This is a genomic window from Agrobacterium sp. LR_9 (assembly GCF_041954855.1).
GTDB classification, from domain to species: domain Bacteria; phylum Pseudomonadota; class Alphaproteobacteria; order Rhizobiales; family Rhizobiaceae; genus Agrobacterium; species Agrobacterium leguminum.
Map to the genome: position 1 here is coordinate 25,023 of NZ_JAVAYA010000011.1, position 15,549 is coordinate 40,571.

Below are 15,549 nucleotides of genomic sequence, written 5' to 3' on the forward strand. Positions count from 1 at the left end.
CACAGCATTGCCGAGTTTAACCAGACCCTTACCGCTTGTGAATGGCCAGCGCCTGCTGCATGATCTTTTCCATGCGTATCTGCCTTCTCCTCTGTCTCTGTCTTTGCACGGCCTCGCCGGCGCTTGCGCAAGTCGCCATCTTTCCGGCACCCTCCGGCAAGGCGGATGCCGAAACGCTGGTGGTCTATTCCTCGCTGGACGAACCGCTGGCGACACCGATGATCGAGGGTTTCCAGAAGGCCAATCCCGATATCGCCGTCCATTATGAGGATATGCTGACCGGCGAGATTTATGACCGCATCGTCAAAGAAACTGACGCCGGAAAGAAGACCGCCGATTTCGCCTTTTCCTCCGCCATGGATCTGCAGGTGAAGCTGAGCAATGACGGTTATGCCCAGCGTTCCGACCTCGCAATGAGCGCCCGCTGGCCCGCCTGGGCGAACTGGCGCAACACCGCTTACGCGCTGACTTTCGAGCCGGCGGTTTTCGTTTATCACAAGCCGAGCTTCACCACCGAAGAACCGCCAGCCAGCCGCGCCGAATTCGTCGATTATCTCGAACGCCACGCCAGGCAAGTGCATGGCCGCATCGCAACTTACGACATCGAACGCTCCGGCGTGGGTTTCCTGTTCATGTCGCGCGATCAGGAGCAGTTCGGCGATATATGGAACGTCATCAAGGCCATGGGCGCGGCGGGCGTGAAGGTCTATTCCACCTCATCGGCCATTCTGGAACGTGTTTCCGACGGCCGTTTCGTATTGGGCTACAATATTCTCGGCTCCTATGCGGCCGACTGGGCCTCGCGCCACCCCGATGTCGGCATCGTGCTGCCGAAAGACTATACCGTCGTCATGTCGCGCATCGGGCTGGTGCCGGAAGCCGCCGCCAACCCGGCGCTCGGCCGCCGTTATCTCGAATTCTTTATGTCGAAGGAGGGCCAGACGATCATGGCCCGGCAGTTGCAGATTCCCGCCGTCAGTCCGGAAGTGGCGGGCGAAAACACCGCCAACACCATGCAGGCCATCCACGGCGCACAATTGCGCCCCGTGCCCGTCAGTCCCGGCCTGATGGTCTATCTGGATCAGGTCAAGCGCAGCCGCCTGATCGAGCGCTGGAACGAGGCGTTGCGGTCGCAGTAGTTCCCCCCTCATTCCTGTGCTTGTCACAGGAATGAGGGTGTGGAGAAAGCTTCAAAGGCGCAAAACAAAGCCGTCCCACACGCCACAGTAGACGTCCGATACAAATTAATAGAGAGTAAATGCGCAAGGACTTGCGTAGCGTCAGTTAGATGACAGCTTTCTGTGATGCTCTGCAATTCTTCTTCATTCCGTGGAGGCGGAAGAAGATGCGGGAGGAAATCCAGGATTGCCAAGGCCCCACGCTGAGCATTCAGCGCCGGCGCAGACGCGTCCGAAAAGCCCCCCGCATAAACGAAAAACGACGCCCAAAAAGGGCATCCTGAGGAGGGTTTTCCAAGTGAAGCATTTTCTTATCGGCACATTCCTGGCGGGCGTGATTGCGCTTCCGGCGGTTGCAGCGGACTACACCATCATCGCCCCGGCAAATCCCGGCGGCGGCTGGGACCAGACCGCGCGCTCCCTGCAGACCGTGCTGCAGGAAGAAGGCATTTCCAAGAGCGTTCAGGTGCAGAACGTACCGGGCGCAGGCGGCACCATCGGTCTTGCGCAGTTCGCCAGCCAGCAGAAGGGCAACCCGAACGCCCTCATCGTCGGCGGTTACGTGATGGTCGGCGCGATCCTCACCAACAACGCGCCCGTCACCCTCAAGGAAGTGACGCCGATCGCCCGTCTGACCGGCGAATATGAAGCCATCGTCGTTCCGGCATCCTCGCCGCTGAAGACCATCGGCGACCTCATCGACCAGCTCAAGAAGGATCCGGGCAGCGTTTCCTGGGGCGGCGGCTCCGCCGGCGGCACCGACCACATCGCCGTTGGCCTGATTGCCAAGGCGGCCGGCGTCGATCCGACCAAGATCAACTACATCGCTTATTCCGGCGGCGGCGAAGCGCTTGCCTCGATCCTCGGCTCGCAGGTAACCGCCGGTATTTCGAGCTACGGCGAATTCGAAAGCCAGGTAAAGGCCGGCACGCTGCGCCTGCTCGCAGTTTCCAGCGAAGAGAAGCTGGAAGGCGTCGATGCGCCGACGCTGAAGGAAAGCGGTCTCGATGTCGTCGTCCAGAACTGGCGCATGGTCGCCGCTCCTCCCGGCCTGACGCCGGAGCAGGAAAAGGCCGTCAATGCCGACATCGAAAAGCTGGTGAAGTCCGCCAAGTGGCAGGAAACCCTGAAGACCAAGAGCTGGATGGACACCTATCTCGCCGGTGACGAATTCAAGGCGCAGCTCGCCAAGGATACCGACGCCACCGCCGCCATCCTCAAAGACATCGGACTGGTAAAATGAGCCAGGGTTCCAACCCTTCGCAGCATCAAAAGCGCCGCCCTGACTGGGCGGCGCTGGTGATCGCCATCTTCCTCGTCATCATCGCCTGCGTGATCTTCTGGGACAGCGCCCGCCTCGCCAGCGTCACCGGTTATTCGCCGGTCGGCCCGGCAACGGTGCCTTATGCCATCGGCTTCTGTCTTATCGGCCTGGCGCTGTGGACGGCCATCGAGGCCTGGCGCGGTGATTTTCCCGAACGCGACAAACAGGAAATCGCCCCGGTTATCTGGGTCGTCGCCGGCCTTGCCGCGCAGATGTTGCTGCTCAACGTCGCGGGTTTCTCCATTGCCACCGGCCTGCTTTTCGCCTTTACGGCGCGCGCCTTCGGCAAACGCAAGCTCTGGTATTCGATCCCCATCGGCATCGCCCTGAGCTTCTTCATCTGGTTCATCTTCGCGCGGCTGCTGCAACTTTCGCTGCCCGCCGGGCCTCTGGAACGGCTGTTGTTCTAACAGCCATTCCGACCAAAATTTGAGATAACAGGAAACCGCAGGCGCGCAATGACGCATATGCCAGCCGTTCCGCCCGCCCATCGGGTCCACTTGGGGGACATCTGTCCATGAGTACCTTTGAATTCCTGCTGCACGGTCTTGAGGTTGCCGCCCAACCCATGAACCTGCTCTATGCGCTGATCGGCGTGACACTCGGCACCGCCGTCGGCGTTCTGCCCGGCATCGGGCCTGCGCTGACCGTGGCGCTGCTTCTTCCCGTTACCTACAGGCTCGATCCCGCCGGTTCGCTCATCATGTTCGCCGGCATCTATTATGGCGGCATGTATGGCGGCTCGACCACCTCGATCCTGCTCAACACGCCGGGCGAAAGCGCCTCGATCGTGACCGCGCTTGAAGGCAACAAGATGGCCCGCAAGGGCAGAGGCGGTCCGGCCCTTGCCACCGCTGCCATCGGCTCCTTCGTCGCCGGCCTTATCGCCACCATCGCACTCGCCTTCATCGCGCCCTATATCGTCAAGCTGGCGCTGGTCTTCGGCCCGCGTGAATATTTCGCGCTGATGGTGCTCGCCTTCGTCACCGTTTCCTCCGCTTTCGGGGATTCGGCGCTGCGCGGCCTTACCTCGCTGTTCATCGGCTTTGCGCTTGCCATCGTCGGTATCGACCAGCTGACCGGCCAGACCCGCATGAGCTTCGGCATTCCCGACCTCCTCGACGGTGTGGAGGTGACGACGCTTGCGGTCGCCATGTTCGCCATCGGCGAAACCCTGTTCATCGTCGCCCAGGGCAGCACCGGCCCGGACAAGGTTGAAGCCGTGAAGGGCTCCGTCTGGATGAGCGCGCAGGACTGGGCACGCTCCTGGAAAGCCTGGCTGCGCGGCACGCTCATCGGCTTCCCCATCGGCGCCATGCCGGCGGGCGGCGCTGAAATCGGCACCTTCCTGTCCTACGCCACCGAAAAGAAGCTGACCAAATATCCGGAAGAATTCGGCCATGGCGCCATTGAAGGTGTGGCCGGTCCGGAAGCCGCCAACAATGCCTCCGCCGCCGGTACGCTGGTGCCGCTCTTGACGCTCGGCCTGCCCACGACGGCGACCGCCGCCATCATGCTCGCCGGCTTCCAGCAATATGGCCTTCAGCCCGGCCCGCTGCTGTTCGCCACCAATCCGCAGCTCGTCTGGGGCCTGATCGCCAGCCTGTTCATCGCCAACCTGATGCTGCTGGTTCTGAACCTGCCGCTCGTCGGCCTGTGGGTGAAGCTGCTGACCATTCCGAAGCCCTGGCTTTATGCGGGCATCCTGCTGTTTGCGACGCTCGGCACCATCGGCGCCAACCCGTCGGTCTTCGAACTCGGCATGCTGCTCGCCTTCGGTATCCTCGGCTATATCATGCGCATCTTCGGTTATCCGATTGCGCCTGCGGTCGTTGGTCTCATCCTCGGCCCGCTTGCGGAACAGCAGCTGCGCCGCGCTCTTGCCATCGGCCAGGGCGACCCGACGGTGCTGTTCACCTCGCCGATTGCCGTTGGCCTCTTCATCGTGGCAGCCGCCGCCTTCATCATCCCGCTCATCATGCGTATCCGCGGCCGTGGCGAGGTGCTGACGCAGCTTGCCGCCAACGAGGACTGAGAAACCAAGAACCTCCCAAGGCAACTGGCCCCGTATCTTCGGATGCGGGGCCTTTTTTATTCACGCCAACGGGATGTGTGATGCGCACCCGCCCATGATAGAATTGCGCCAACCGCAGGAGAAAGACATGCGCACGATTGCGATCATGATGGTTCTGGCGCTTGCCGGCTGCACCACCGCCCCCGATGTCGAGCCCATTCCCGGCAGCATCACCTATGGCGGACAGCCGCGCACCAAACTCACCAAGTCCCCCATCGGCAGCACGCTCAGCAATGAATTCGTCATGGGCGACGGGCGGCTGGCGATCGAAACCTACCGCGTGCAACCGGACCGGTCGCTGAAACTCGAGAGGCGCGAAATCGTCGGCGACTGGCCTCCGGATTGATGGAAGATATGGGACTTGATGTGGTTCCCGCTTCTACTACGACTGACCACTCTTCCCGTCATGCCGGACTTGTGTGGACGTATTGTGGTTTACGTCCGGCGATCACAACGAGTCTTGCTACGCGCGGCTCCCCCTTTCCCGCTCACCGCAATTCAGAACCGTTCTAAAACATAATTTTGATTTCCGTCGACCTTGCCAATAAAGCTGATCGCCAACATCAAGTTAACCCGGCGGGATCACGTCCGCCGGCTCGGAACAATATTGCAAGGGACATATTAAGTGGCCATCAACTTCACCTTCCCCGTTCGGCTGCTGGCGGCAGCGGCCTTCAGCCTCGGCGCGATGACGGCGAGTGCCGAAGAAATGACGATCAAGCACGCGCAGGGCGAGACCGTGCTGAAGGCGGCGCCGAAGAAGGTTCTGGTTCTCGATATTCCCTCTCTCGACAATCTCGATGCGCTCGGCGTCGAGCCCGCCGGTGTCGTCGGCTCCAACCTGCCCACCTATCTGCAGAAATATGCCGACGGCAAATATCTGAAGGTCGGTACGCTGTTTGAGCCTGATTATGAGGCGATCAATGCGGCCGAGGCCGATCTCGTCATCGTCGGCGGCCGTTCGCGGGCGAAATATCCGGACGTTGCGAAGATCACGCCCGCCATCGACATGTCGGTGGATTCCAAGGAATTCATCGGCAGCGTCAAAGCCAACATCACCAAGCTCGGCGATATCTTCGGCAAGCAGGAAGAAGCCAAGAAGCTTGATGCCGCCATCGATGAAAAAGTGGCGAAGCTGAAGGAAATCGCGCCCAATTCCGGCACGGCGATGATCCTCGTCACCAATGCCGGCAAGGTCGGCGTATATGGCCCCAGTTCGCGCACCGGCTGGCTGCACACCGAAATCGGCTTCAAGCCGGTCGCAGCCGACATCGACGACCGTTTTGACCGTGGCGATGTCGTCTCCTTCGAATATCTGGCCGAGGTCAATCCCGAATGGCTGTTCGTGATCGACCGCGACGCCGGCATCGGCCGCGCCACCGATCCGGGCAAGGCAGCCGCGCAGGTGCTGGACAACGAGCTGGTGCACCAGACCAATGCCTGGAAGAAAAAGCAGATCGTTTATCTCGATCCGCAGGCGGCCTATATCGTCAGCAGCGGTTATACGGCGCTCTCCACCCTGCTCGATCAGGTCTACAAGGCCGTCTCGGAGAAGAAATCGTAAAAGCCTCCAGGCATCCGCTTCTGAAGGCTGCTCCATACTCGACGTCATCCTCGGGCTTGACCCGAGGATCTACCAAGGTATCGTAAAATCAATAGGTTGCGGATCCTCGGGACATCCTCGGGCTTGTTCCGGGGACCGAGGATGACGGAGAGAGGTTTGTAGCCTCACCGTAACCTGAGGGGTCGCCGGGAGCTTTCACCATTTTCGAAAAACCGCCAACGTGAAATCCCTGTCTCTCATCCTTGCCCTTCTTCTGGCCCTGGTGCTCGCCATCACCAGCCTGTTCGTCGGCGTGAGCAACGTTTCGCTCACAACGCTTTTCGCACCGGACACGAGTGCGGACGCACTGCGCGTGCTGCTGGTCAGCCGCATTCCGCGCACGCTGGCGTTGATCCTGGCCGGAAGCTCGATGGCGATTGCGGGGCTCATCATGCAGATGCTGGTGCGCAACCGCTTCGTGGAACCTTCGACGGCGGGCACCACCGAATCCGCCGGCCTTGGCCTGCTCACCATCACCCTGCTGGCGCCGGATACGCCGATCTTCGGCAAGATGCTGGTGGCCGCCGTTTTCGCGCTCGCCGGCACCGCGCTGTTCCTGCGTATCCTGCGGCAGGTGCCGCTGCGCGACGTGCTGCTGGTGCCGCTGATCGGCATCATGCTGGGCGGCGTCATCTCCGCCGTCACCACCTTCTTCGCTTATCGTTTCGATCTCCTACAATCGCTGGGCGCATGGATGACGGGGGATTTTTCCGGTGTGCTTCGCGGCCGTTATGAGTTGCTGTGGGTCGGCTTCCTCTTCGCCATCGCCGCCTATCTCGCGGCAGACCGCTTCACCGTGGCCGGCATGGGTCGCGATTTCACCACCAATCTCGGCCTCAACTATCGCCGCGTCATGGCGCTCGGCCTCACCATCGTCTCGCTGGTCAGCGCGGTCGTCGTCGTCACCGTCGGCATGATCCCCTTTCTCGGGCTGATCGTGCCGAATGTCGTCAGTCTGATGATCGGTGACAATATGCGCCGCTCAGTGCCCTGGGTGGCAACGCTCGGCGCGGTCTTCGTGCTTTCCTGCGATATCATCGGCCGCACCGTGCGCGCGCCTTACGAAATACCCATCGGAACCGTGGTCGGCGTCATAGGCAGCGCGCTGTTCCTCTATCTCCTGCTGCGGAAACGCCACCATGCGTGAGAGACATCCCGACCGGCGTGCAAAAACCGTTCTGCTGGTGCTTGCGGTATTCGCACTCATCTCCATGGCCGCCTTCATGACGCTTGGCGCCAAGGGCAGTTGGAGCTTCGTACTGCCGTTTCGCGGCATCAAGCTTCTGTCGCTCTTGCTGGTGGCCTATGCCATCGCGGTCTCAACCGTGCTGTTCCAGACGGTCACCAACAACCGCATCCTCACCCCTTCGGTCATGGGTTTCGATTCGCTTTATGTGCTGATGCAAACCGGGCTGATCTTCGTTTTCGGCTCGGCAACCGTCGTCCTGATCGATCCGCAGCTGAAATTTCTCACGGAGACCGCGCTGCTCGTCGCCTTTTCCGCCCTGCTCTATCGCTGGCTTTTCGTCGGCGCGGAACGCAGCCTGCATCTTCTGGTGCTGGTCGGCATCGTCTTCGGCGTCTTCTTCCGCAGCCTCTCGGGTTTCATGCAGCGCGTGCTGGACCCAAATGAATATACGGTGCTGCAGGATGTGCTGTTCGCCAGCTTCAATTCCATCGATCCGACGCTTCTTGCGGTCTCCGCCGTCATCATCGGCGTGGTGACCATCATCGGGCTCAGGCTCATGCACACGCTCGACGTCCTCTCGCTCGGCCGCGCCACGGCCATCAGCCTGGGGGTCGAATACAAGCGCACGGTCACCATCATCCTCGTGCTGGTTTCGGTGCTGGTCGCCGTCTCGACCGCTCTCGTCGGCCCGGTCATGTTCTTCGGGCTGCTGGTCGCGGCGCTGGCCCATTATCTTACCGGCAATGGCAAACACGCCTATGTGTTGCCGGCCGCGATCCTTATCGCCGTGATCTGCCTCGTGGGCGGTCAGGTGGTGCTGGAGCGGGTCTTCGCCTTCGATACGGCGCTCTCGATAATCATCGAATTTCTGGGCGGTATCATCTTTATCGGTCTTATTCTGAAGCGGGGTGCGCGATGATCATCGCCAGTCAGATCAGCAAATCCTATGGCGACAGCCTCGTCGTCGATGGCGTCTCCGTCTCCATTCCGGCAGGCGGCGTCACCTCCATCATCGGGCCGAACGGTGCTGGAAAATCGACGCTGCTTTCCATCGTCGCAAGGCTGATGTCGATGGATGCCGGAACGGTGACGGTGGACGGTCTGGATGTCACGAAAACCCCATCCGATACGCTGGCCAAGCGGCTTTCTATATTGCGGCAGGACAACCACATCTCTTCGCGCCTGACGGTGCGCGACCTCGTCGGTTTCGGCCGTTACCCCTATTCCAAGGGCCGCCCCACCATCGAGGACAAAGTCCATATCGACCGGGCGCTGGAATATCTGCACCTCGAAGCCCTTGCCGGCCGGTTTCTGGACGAGCTTTCCGGCGGCCAGCGCCAGCGCGCCTTCGTGGCCATGGTGCTGTGCCAGGATACCGATTACGTGCTGCTCGACGAGCCGCTCAACAACCTCGACATGAAACACGCCTCCAGCATGATGAAGATCATGCGCCGCGCCGCTGACGAGCTGAAGAAGACCGTGGTTCTGGTGCTGCACGACATCAACTTCGCCTCCTGGTATTCCGACACCATCATCGCCATGCGCGAAGGCCGCATCTGCCATCAGGGGCCGGCGGAAGAGATCATCCGTCCAGATGTCCTCAAGGACATCTACGACATGCCAATCCGCGTCAATGAGATAGACGGCCGGCGCATCTGCCTGTTTTACGAATGACATGATGATTGTGCAGGATTTTCGCTGTCCCAGTGCTTAGCATGGAACAGGGCCTCAGGCCCGGACGTTAAACGACGGACTTTTCCAAAGCGGCATTCCGTCCGCAACTTCAGGAGACATCGATGAAGACGCACAAGACGAAGAACGACCTGCCTTCCAACGCCAAGTCGACCGTGATCGGCATTCTCAACGAATCGCTGGCCTCGGTGATTGACCTTGCGCTCATCACCAAGCAGGCGCACTGGAACCTCAAGGGCCCGCAATTCATCGCCGTGCATGAACTTCTCGACACTTTCCGCACCCAGCTCGACAATCATGGCGATACGATTGCCGAGCGTGTTGTCCAGCTTGGCGGTACTGCGCTCGGCAGCCTGCAATCCGTCTCTTCCACGACGAAGCTCAAGGCCTATCCGACCGATATCTACAAGATCCACGACCATCTGGACGAGCTGATCGAGCGTTATGGCGAGGTCGCGAACATGATCCGCAAGGCTATCGACGATTCCGACGAGGCGGGCGACCCGACGACGGCGGACATCTTCACCGCCGCCTCGCGCGATCTCGACAAGTCGCTGTGGTTCCTCGAAGCGCATGTGCAGGAAAAGAGCTGAGCAGGAAGCGGCTGCCGCCACAACACACACGAAAGCGCCCGAGATGCTCGGGCGCTTTTTTATTGTCATATGGCGCAATCAGTGCCGACGTAAAACCGCAAGACCGATATCGCGCAACATCTCATGGTCAAGAATGCCGCGCTGGGCGCTACGGATCAAAACCGCCGCGCACTCATTGGCAACATGGCTGCTGCGGTCTTGAAAGCATTCGAAACATACGCCATCGAAAATAGTCTGCAGATCGGTGATCTGCTCCGGCGACAATTGTGCGCCAACCCGTTCAAAAGCTGCGTACGACAAGGCTCATCCTCCCGATGATGATATGCCAAACATCGTTCCCAATATCGTTTTGATTTTTCTTGTGGACAGGGAATTTGTACACCCGAACGAATCACTTGTCGAATCAGATTTTAACCAAATGTAAATAGGTTATTTTCTGGCCTTCCCGCCGGCCGCCACCCCATGGCAGGGGGATAAAAGCCAGCTGAAACAATATCTTCAGCGGAAACTCCCTGGTCGTCAGCCCGTGATGGCCGCCAGATTTCGGATAAATCCGCACACAGGCGGATTTCCACCGAAACCGCAAAAGAAACTGTTGCATTCCAAAAACGATTGAGCGATATAGCACCCGTCGCCGCTTGGCGGCCCACGGTTCAGCGAACTACCCCGGACCGGTGGATTTGAGCGGGTGTAGCTCAGGGGTAGAGCACAACCTTGCCAAGGTTGGGGTCGAGGGTTCAAATCCCTTCGCCCGCTCCAAATTTCCAGAACAGGCAGATAAATCTTCACTGCACCCGATGTGAAACGCGTCGTTTCCATGGGCTGTGAGCAGCATTGCCGCGCGAGGATTTCCCACGCACGGGCAAACCGGGAAGGGCGTTCCCTCCCCGGCTCTTATTATCAGGCGGCCTTGTCCCAGACGGGTGCAAGCCCTTCCGGTGAAACGATGCGGCCATCCGGTCTGGCAAGCGCGCGGATCGCCGCCATTTCATCGGCGGAAAGTTCGAAATCGAAGATGGCGAGATTTTCATCGACGCGGGCTTCGCTGACCGTCTTCGACAGTGCGATGACACCCTGCTGCTGCACGAGCCAGCGCAGCACCACCTGCGCCACCGACTTGCCACGGCCTGCGGCGATTTCCTTCAGTACCGGATCGGTGAAGACCTTGCCATCGGCCATGCCGTAATAACCCGTCACCGACATGCCGGCGGCCTTTGCCGCGGCGATGACCACGTCCTGATCGATATAGGGGTGGTATTCGATCTGGTTGGTCACGATCGGGGCCTTGGACAGCTTCACCGCCTCGGCCATCAGCGCCGTGCTGAAATTGGAAACGCCGATATGGCGCACCTTGCCCGCTTCCTTTACCGCGTTCAGTGCACCGATCTGTTCTGCAAGCGAAACCGCCTCATTCGGCCAATGCAGCAGCAGCAGGTCGACATAATCGGTCTTCAGCTTTTTCAGGCTCTCATCCACGGAGGCGAGGAAGGCATTATGCCTGTAGTTCTCGACCCAGACCTTGGTGGTCAGAAACACGTCGCCGCGCGCCACACCGGAGGCAGCGATGGCTTCACCGACCTCGGCCTCATTGCCGTAGATCTGGGCGGTATCGATATGGCGGAACCCGGCCTTCAGCGCATGGGGAACGATACGCAGCACATCGGGGCCGGGAATGCGAAACGTGCCGAAACCAAGCGCCGGGATTGACGCGCCGTTTGCAGTGACATCAAACATATATTTTCTCCTTTGAGGTGGCCCGGCCGGCTTGGGAGCGGCCGGGTATTTCATGAAAAGCTCAGGCAGTTTTCAGTGTCAGCGCGGCGCGGCGGTCGAGCGCGCTGCTCCAGATGGTCAGAAGCAGGGCAACCGCGACGAGGATGGCGCCGACCCAGGGTGTGGCACCCAGGCCCAACGGTGATTCCACCACCAGACCGCCGAGCCACGCGCCGATGGCGATGCCGAGGTTGAAGGCGGCGATGTTGAGCGCCGAAGCGACATCGACGGCGCCGGGACGATGCTCCTTGGCAAGCTGCACCACATAAAGCTGCAGGCCGGGAACATTGGCGAAGGAGAGGAAACCAAGCGCGGCAAGCGTGATGAGCGTCAGCACCGGCGAAACCGCGGTGAAGGAAAAGACGAGCAGCACGATGGCCTGCGCCAGGAAGAGGCCAATGAGGGCCCTGGCCGGATTATGGTTGGCGATCCGGCCGCCACCGATGTTGCCGGCCGCGATGGCGATACCGTAAAGCACGAGGATCAGGCTGACGCTCTTTTCCGAAAATCCGGTCACATCCTGCAGGATTGGCGCAAGGAAGGTGAAGGCGACGAAGGTGCCGCCGTAACCAAGCGCGGTCATGGCGAAGACGATGAGCAGGCGGCCGGAGCCGAGAACACGGACCTGATCGAGCAAGCTTGCCGGCGGCGCCTTCTTGAGTGTGTTCGGGAGAAGCGCTGCAATGCCGAGGAAGGCAATGACACCAAGGGCAGCAACGGCCCAGAAGGTTGCGCGCCAGCCGAAGACCTGGCCGATATAGGTGCCGAGCGGAACACCGGTGACGATGGCGACCGTAAGGCCCATGAACATCATGGCAATGGCCGAGGCGCGACGGTTTTCCGGCACGAGATCGGCCGCGATGGTGGAGCCGACCGAGAAAAAGACGCCATGGGCGAAGGCGGCAATGACGCGGGCCACCAGCAGCATCTCATAATTGGGTGAGAGGGCTGCGAGACTGTTACCGACGATGAACAGGGCCATCAGGCCGAGCAGCAGCGGCTTCCTCTCTATCTTGCCGGTCAATGCGGTCAGGATCGGCGCACCAAAGGTCACACCCAGTGCATAGACACTGACGATGAGACCGGCGAGCGGCAGGGTGATATGGAGATCGTTTGCGACAGTCGGCAGCAGACCGACAATGACGAACTCCGTTGTTCCGATCGCATAGGCCGCGATAGTCAGGGCAAATATGGCCAATGGCATGACGAATACCTCTTCGCCCGCAGCTGGATCGCGGGCCTTCTGGACAGCTTGGGGCTGCCCGGTTGGATCAAATTGTATGAGCGCAATATGGGCGAAGAGGACTTGCATGATAATCGGCAAAGCCGGATAAATACCTTTGAATTGATTTCATAGGTGATGCGCGATGGATAACAGGGCCGGAGAGATGGAAGTCTTCGTGGCGGCGGCGGAACTCGGCAGCTTTTCAGCCGCCGGGCGCAGGCTGAAGCTTTCGCCCTCGGCCGTCAGCAAACTTGTCACACGTATCGAAGACCGTCTCGGCACCAGGTTGGTGGCCCGCTCCACCCGGCTCGTAACGCTTACGCCGGAGGGCGAGGTCTATCTGGCGCGGGCCCGACGCATTCTCGCCGACATAGCCGAGACCGAGCAGATCGTGGCGAGCGGCGGCAAGGTGGTGCCGCGCGGGCTGCTACGGGTCAACGCGACGCTGGGCTTCGGCGAACGTTATCTCCTGCCGCTTGCACCGGAATTCCTGTCGCTTTATCCGGAAATCGAGCTGGATATTTCGCTGACTGACGGCGTCATCAGCCTGATCGAGGAACGCACGGACATTGCCATACGCTCCGGCGCCATGGGCGATTCATCGCTGAAGGCAAGAAAGCTGAAGGAAGTACGCCGCGTTATCGTCGCCTCCCCCACCTATATCGAACAATACGGCATGCCGGAAACGCCGCAGGATCTGGCGCGGCACAATTGCCTGAGCTTCAATTTCAGTCGCAGTCTCAATGAATGGCCGTTTCGCGACCCCGGTTCTGCCGATGTCTATCGCCTGCCAGTCACGGGCAATGCCTCCGTCAATAGCGGCATGGCCATGCGCAGGCTTTGCCTATCGGGGCTTGGGCTCGGTCGGGTCGGTGAATTCCACGTCGAACCCGATATTAGGGCTGGCCTGCTCGTTCCCGTACTGGAAGACTATAGCGCCGAGGACATGGAGGTGATCCACGCGGTTTATGCCGGCCATGAGCATCTCGCAGCCCGCGTGCGCGCCTTCATAGATTTCCTTGCCGCAAGGGTCGGGCGCTGATTATCACACCAGCCCATGTACCAGCTTCGCAAGCCAGTCGACAAATACGCGGACCTTGTTGGTCACGTGCCGGGTCTGGGGATAGACGACATAGATCGGCATCGCCTCCCGTCGCCATTCGGAAAGCACCGGCACCAGCTCTCCGCGCGAAAGGGCGTCGCGCACCATGAAGATCGGCAGCTGCACGATGCCCATGCCGGCGAGCGCCGCATTCAAGTAGGTGCGGCTGTCATTGACGGAAACGACGTAGTTGGGCGTCAACTCGACGCTGCGTATGCCATTGTCGAAGGAGGCCGGCATGATCTGCCCGGTGGTGGCATTGAGGTAACCCACCGACAGATGATCCTTCTCCAGGTCCTCCGGTTCTCGGGGCATGCCAAAATTTTCGATATAGGACGGCGACGCAAATGTTTCGAACCGGAGTTCGCCTACTTTTCGGGCAATCAGCGACTGATCGCGCAACACGCCGACACGCAGTGCACAGTCGACATTTTCCGCGATATAATCGACCAGACGGTCGCCGACACCGAGATCGAGACGGATTTGCGGATAGCGCTGGTAAAATTCGCAAAGATGTGGGATAACCACAAGGTCCGCAAAGACACCGGCCATTTCCACGCGCAACCGGCCGGATGGCTGCACCTGCGCGCTGGACATGCTGCCGTCAAGTTCTTCTATTTCCGATAAAATCTGCGATGCACGCTCATAATAGAGAGCGCCGTCCGTTGTCAGCATCACTCGCCGCGTCGTGCGGTTGAGAAGCGTGGTCTGCAAATGCGCCTCGAGCGCCTGGACCATATTGGTGACCGTGGTTTTCGGCATGTTCAGCGCTGTGGCGGCGCGGCTGAAATTGCCGGTTTCCACGACACGCGTAAAAACCCGCATGGCGGAGAGCTGATCCATGATGAGATTATCCGTCTTTTTGGAATAGTGTTTTCATTTTGGCATACTTGATCGTTTTTCTCCGAACAATAATATGAATTTCAGATTTTGCAAATGTGATGCACTGCTCAAGGTGGTGCAACGGGAGCGGATCAGATGAACGCGCACTGGGAGAATATCAAAAGCTGTGGGGGCTTCGCGTCCCAGCTTTCCGTGCGCCGATATGAAGGTTCGAGCCTGTGCAGCCAACCGCCCGTCGTGCTTTATCTGCGCGGCGGTTCGTTTCTGGAACCCGGCCTGGAGCCGGGCGGCAATTGCCCGGAACTTCCGGTCGCGCGCGCGCTTGCAGAAAGCGGCGCGGTGGTCGTGGAGGCCGATTACAGCAGGCCGTCCGGCAACGAATTTCCGATGGTTATCGACTGCGCTTACGAAGCGCTCGATCGCCTGAGCCGGGATCGCAAGCATTATGGCGGCGCGAAATCGCTGCTGTTCGTGGCCGGCGAAGAGGCTGGCGGCAATGTGGCGGCGGGGCTTGCCTTGAAGGCCCGCGACCGTATGCCGGGCAAACTCGCAGGCCAGATTCTTCTGTCGCCCATGATCGACCCGATGATGACGACGGAATCCTTCCGCGATGCGGACAGGATCGGCATGCGCCAGCGCTGGGCCGATGGCTGGAGCCATTACCTTGCCAAGGCGTGCGGGTTTTTCCACCCCTATGCCGCGCCCTGCCAGTGCACGCGGCTGAACCGGGTGGCGCCGGCGCTGATCTTTACCGCCGAGGACGACCCTCTGCGCGACGAAACGGTCAATTATGCAGACCGCCTCATCGCCTCCGGTGTCAGCGTCCGGCAGCATGTTTTCCCCGCCGGCGTCGGCTGGACGGGGCTTTATCAAGGAGAGGGCGGCGGATGGGTCTCATCCGTCTGTTCGGAGTTCAAGACCTTCGTTGACCAGTTAAAACACTGAAAATTCGC

At 60.2% G+C, this 15,549-nt stretch carries 16 protein-coding genes and 1 tRNA gene; 13 read left to right on the forward strand and 4 right to left on the reverse strand.

The window, feature by feature from the left end:
- The first annotated feature begins 41 nt into the window (after positions 1-41).
- The 10 genes from RAC79_RS14140 (at position 42) to dps (ending at position 9,653) form a co-directional block, all read left to right on the forward strand.
- A complete protein-coding gene (locus RAC79_RS14140; protein WP_374997173.1) occupies positions 42-1,139 on the forward strand; it encodes an ABC transporter substrate-binding protein in 1,098 nt (365 codons plus the stop codon).
- Positions 1,140-1,476: 337 nt separating this feature from the next.
- Positions 1,477-2,421, forward strand: a complete 945-nt coding sequence (locus RAC79_RS14145; RefSeq protein ID WP_078051664.1) for a tripartite tricarboxylate transporter substrate binding protein — start codon at positions 1,477-1,479, stop codon at positions 2,419-2,421.
- Complete coding sequence (locus RAC79_RS14150) at positions 2,418-2,912, forward strand: tripartite tricarboxylate transporter TctB family protein (protein ID WP_078051663.1); 495 nt, start codon at positions 2,418-2,420, stop codon at positions 2,910-2,912. The genes RAC79_RS14145 and RAC79_RS14150 overlap by 4 nt, the downstream gene beginning before the upstream one ends.
- Before the next feature lie 107 nt (positions 2,913-3,019).
- Entirely contained in the window at positions 3,020-4,537 is a 1,518-nt protein-coding gene (locus RAC79_RS14155) for a tripartite tricarboxylate transporter permease (protein ID WP_020809148.1), read from the forward strand.
- 127 nt (positions 4,538-4,664) lie between these two features.
- On the forward strand, positions 4,665-4,922 hold the full coding sequence (locus RAC79_RS14160; protein WP_003522606.1) for a hypothetical protein: 258 nt from the start codon (positions 4,665-4,667) through the stop codon (positions 4,920-4,922).
- Positions 4,923-5,201: 279 nt separating this feature from the next.
- On the forward strand, positions 5,202-6,140 hold the full coding sequence (locus RAC79_RS14165; protein ID WP_174036422.1) for a siderophore ABC transporter substrate-binding protein: 939 nt from the start codon (positions 5,202-5,204) through the stop codon (positions 6,138-6,140).
- A 220-nt stretch (positions 6,141-6,360) separates the two neighbouring features.
- The gene (locus RAC79_RS14170) at positions 6,361-7,326 is read left to right on the forward strand and encodes an ABC transporter permease (RefSeq protein WP_174039624.1); all 966 of its coding nucleotides are present in this window, start codon (positions 6,361-6,363) and stop codon (positions 7,324-7,326) included.
- Entirely contained in the window at positions 7,319-8,287 is a 969-nt protein-coding gene (locus tag RAC79_RS14175) for an iron chelate uptake ABC transporter family permease subunit (protein ID WP_174039625.1), read from the forward strand. The genes RAC79_RS14170 and RAC79_RS14175 overlap by 8 nt, the downstream gene beginning before the upstream one ends.
- Complete coding sequence (locus RAC79_RS14180) at positions 8,284-9,042, forward strand: ABC transporter ATP-binding protein (protein WP_003522610.1); 759 nt, start codon at positions 8,284-8,286, stop codon at positions 9,040-9,042. The genes RAC79_RS14175 and RAC79_RS14180 overlap by 4 nt, the downstream gene beginning before the upstream one ends.
- A gap of 122 nt (positions 9,043-9,164) precedes the next feature.
- Positions 9,165-9,653 (forward strand): DNA starvation/stationary phase protection protein Dps, encoded by a 489-nt coding sequence (dps, locus tag RAC79_RS14185; RefSeq protein ID WP_003522611.1) that lies wholly within the window; start codon positions 9,165-9,167, stop codon positions 9,651-9,653.
- A 78-nt stretch (positions 9,654-9,731) separates the two neighbouring features.
- Here dps and RAC79_RS14190 read toward each other — a convergent pair whose 3' ends face one another.
- The gene (locus RAC79_RS14190) at positions 9,732-9,953 is read right to left on the reverse strand and encodes a hypothetical protein (protein ID WP_003522612.1); all 222 of its coding nucleotides are present in this window, start codon (positions 9,951-9,953) and stop codon (positions 9,732-9,734) included.
- A 384-nt stretch (positions 9,954-10,337) separates the two neighbouring features.
- Here RAC79_RS14190 and RAC79_RS14195 point away from each other — a divergent pair.
- A tRNA-Gly gene (locus RAC79_RS14195) sits at positions 10,338-10,412 on the forward strand.
- A 141-nt stretch (positions 10,413-10,553) separates the two neighbouring features.
- Here RAC79_RS14195 and RAC79_RS14200 read toward each other — a convergent pair.
- A complete protein-coding gene (locus RAC79_RS14200; protein WP_174039626.1) occupies positions 10,554-11,387 on the reverse strand; it encodes an aldo/keto reductase in 834 nt (277 codons plus the stop codon).
- A 61-nt stretch (positions 11,388-11,448) separates the two neighbouring features.
- A complete protein-coding gene (locus RAC79_RS14205; protein ID WP_004443466.1) occupies positions 11,449-12,630 on the reverse strand; it encodes an MFS transporter in 1,182 nt (393 codons plus the stop codon).
- 163 nt (positions 12,631-12,793) lie between these two features.
- Between RAC79_RS14205 and RAC79_RS14210 the strand changes: the two genes are divergently transcribed.
- Positions 12,794-13,693 (forward strand): LysR family transcriptional regulator, encoded by a 900-nt coding sequence (locus tag RAC79_RS14210; RefSeq protein WP_174036427.1) that lies wholly within the window; start codon positions 12,794-12,796, stop codon positions 13,691-13,693.
- Between the two features lie 3 nt (positions 13,694-13,696).
- On the opposite strand, the gene RAC79_RS14215 is transcribed toward RAC79_RS14210, so the two are convergent.
- Positions 13,697-14,596: a LysR family transcriptional regulator gene (locus RAC79_RS14215; RefSeq protein WP_004443468.1), complete on the reverse strand. Its 900-nt coding sequence runs from the start codon at positions 14,594-14,596 to the stop codon at positions 13,697-13,699.
- 135 nt (positions 14,597-14,731) lie between these two features.
- Between RAC79_RS14215 and RAC79_RS14220 the strand changes: the two genes are divergently transcribed.
- Positions 14,732-15,541, forward strand: coding sequence for an alpha/beta hydrolase fold domain-containing protein (locus RAC79_RS14220; protein WP_174036429.1), 810 nt, complete (start codon positions 14,732-14,734; stop codon positions 15,539-15,541).
- The last annotated feature ends 8 nt before the right edge of the window (positions 15,542-15,549 follow it).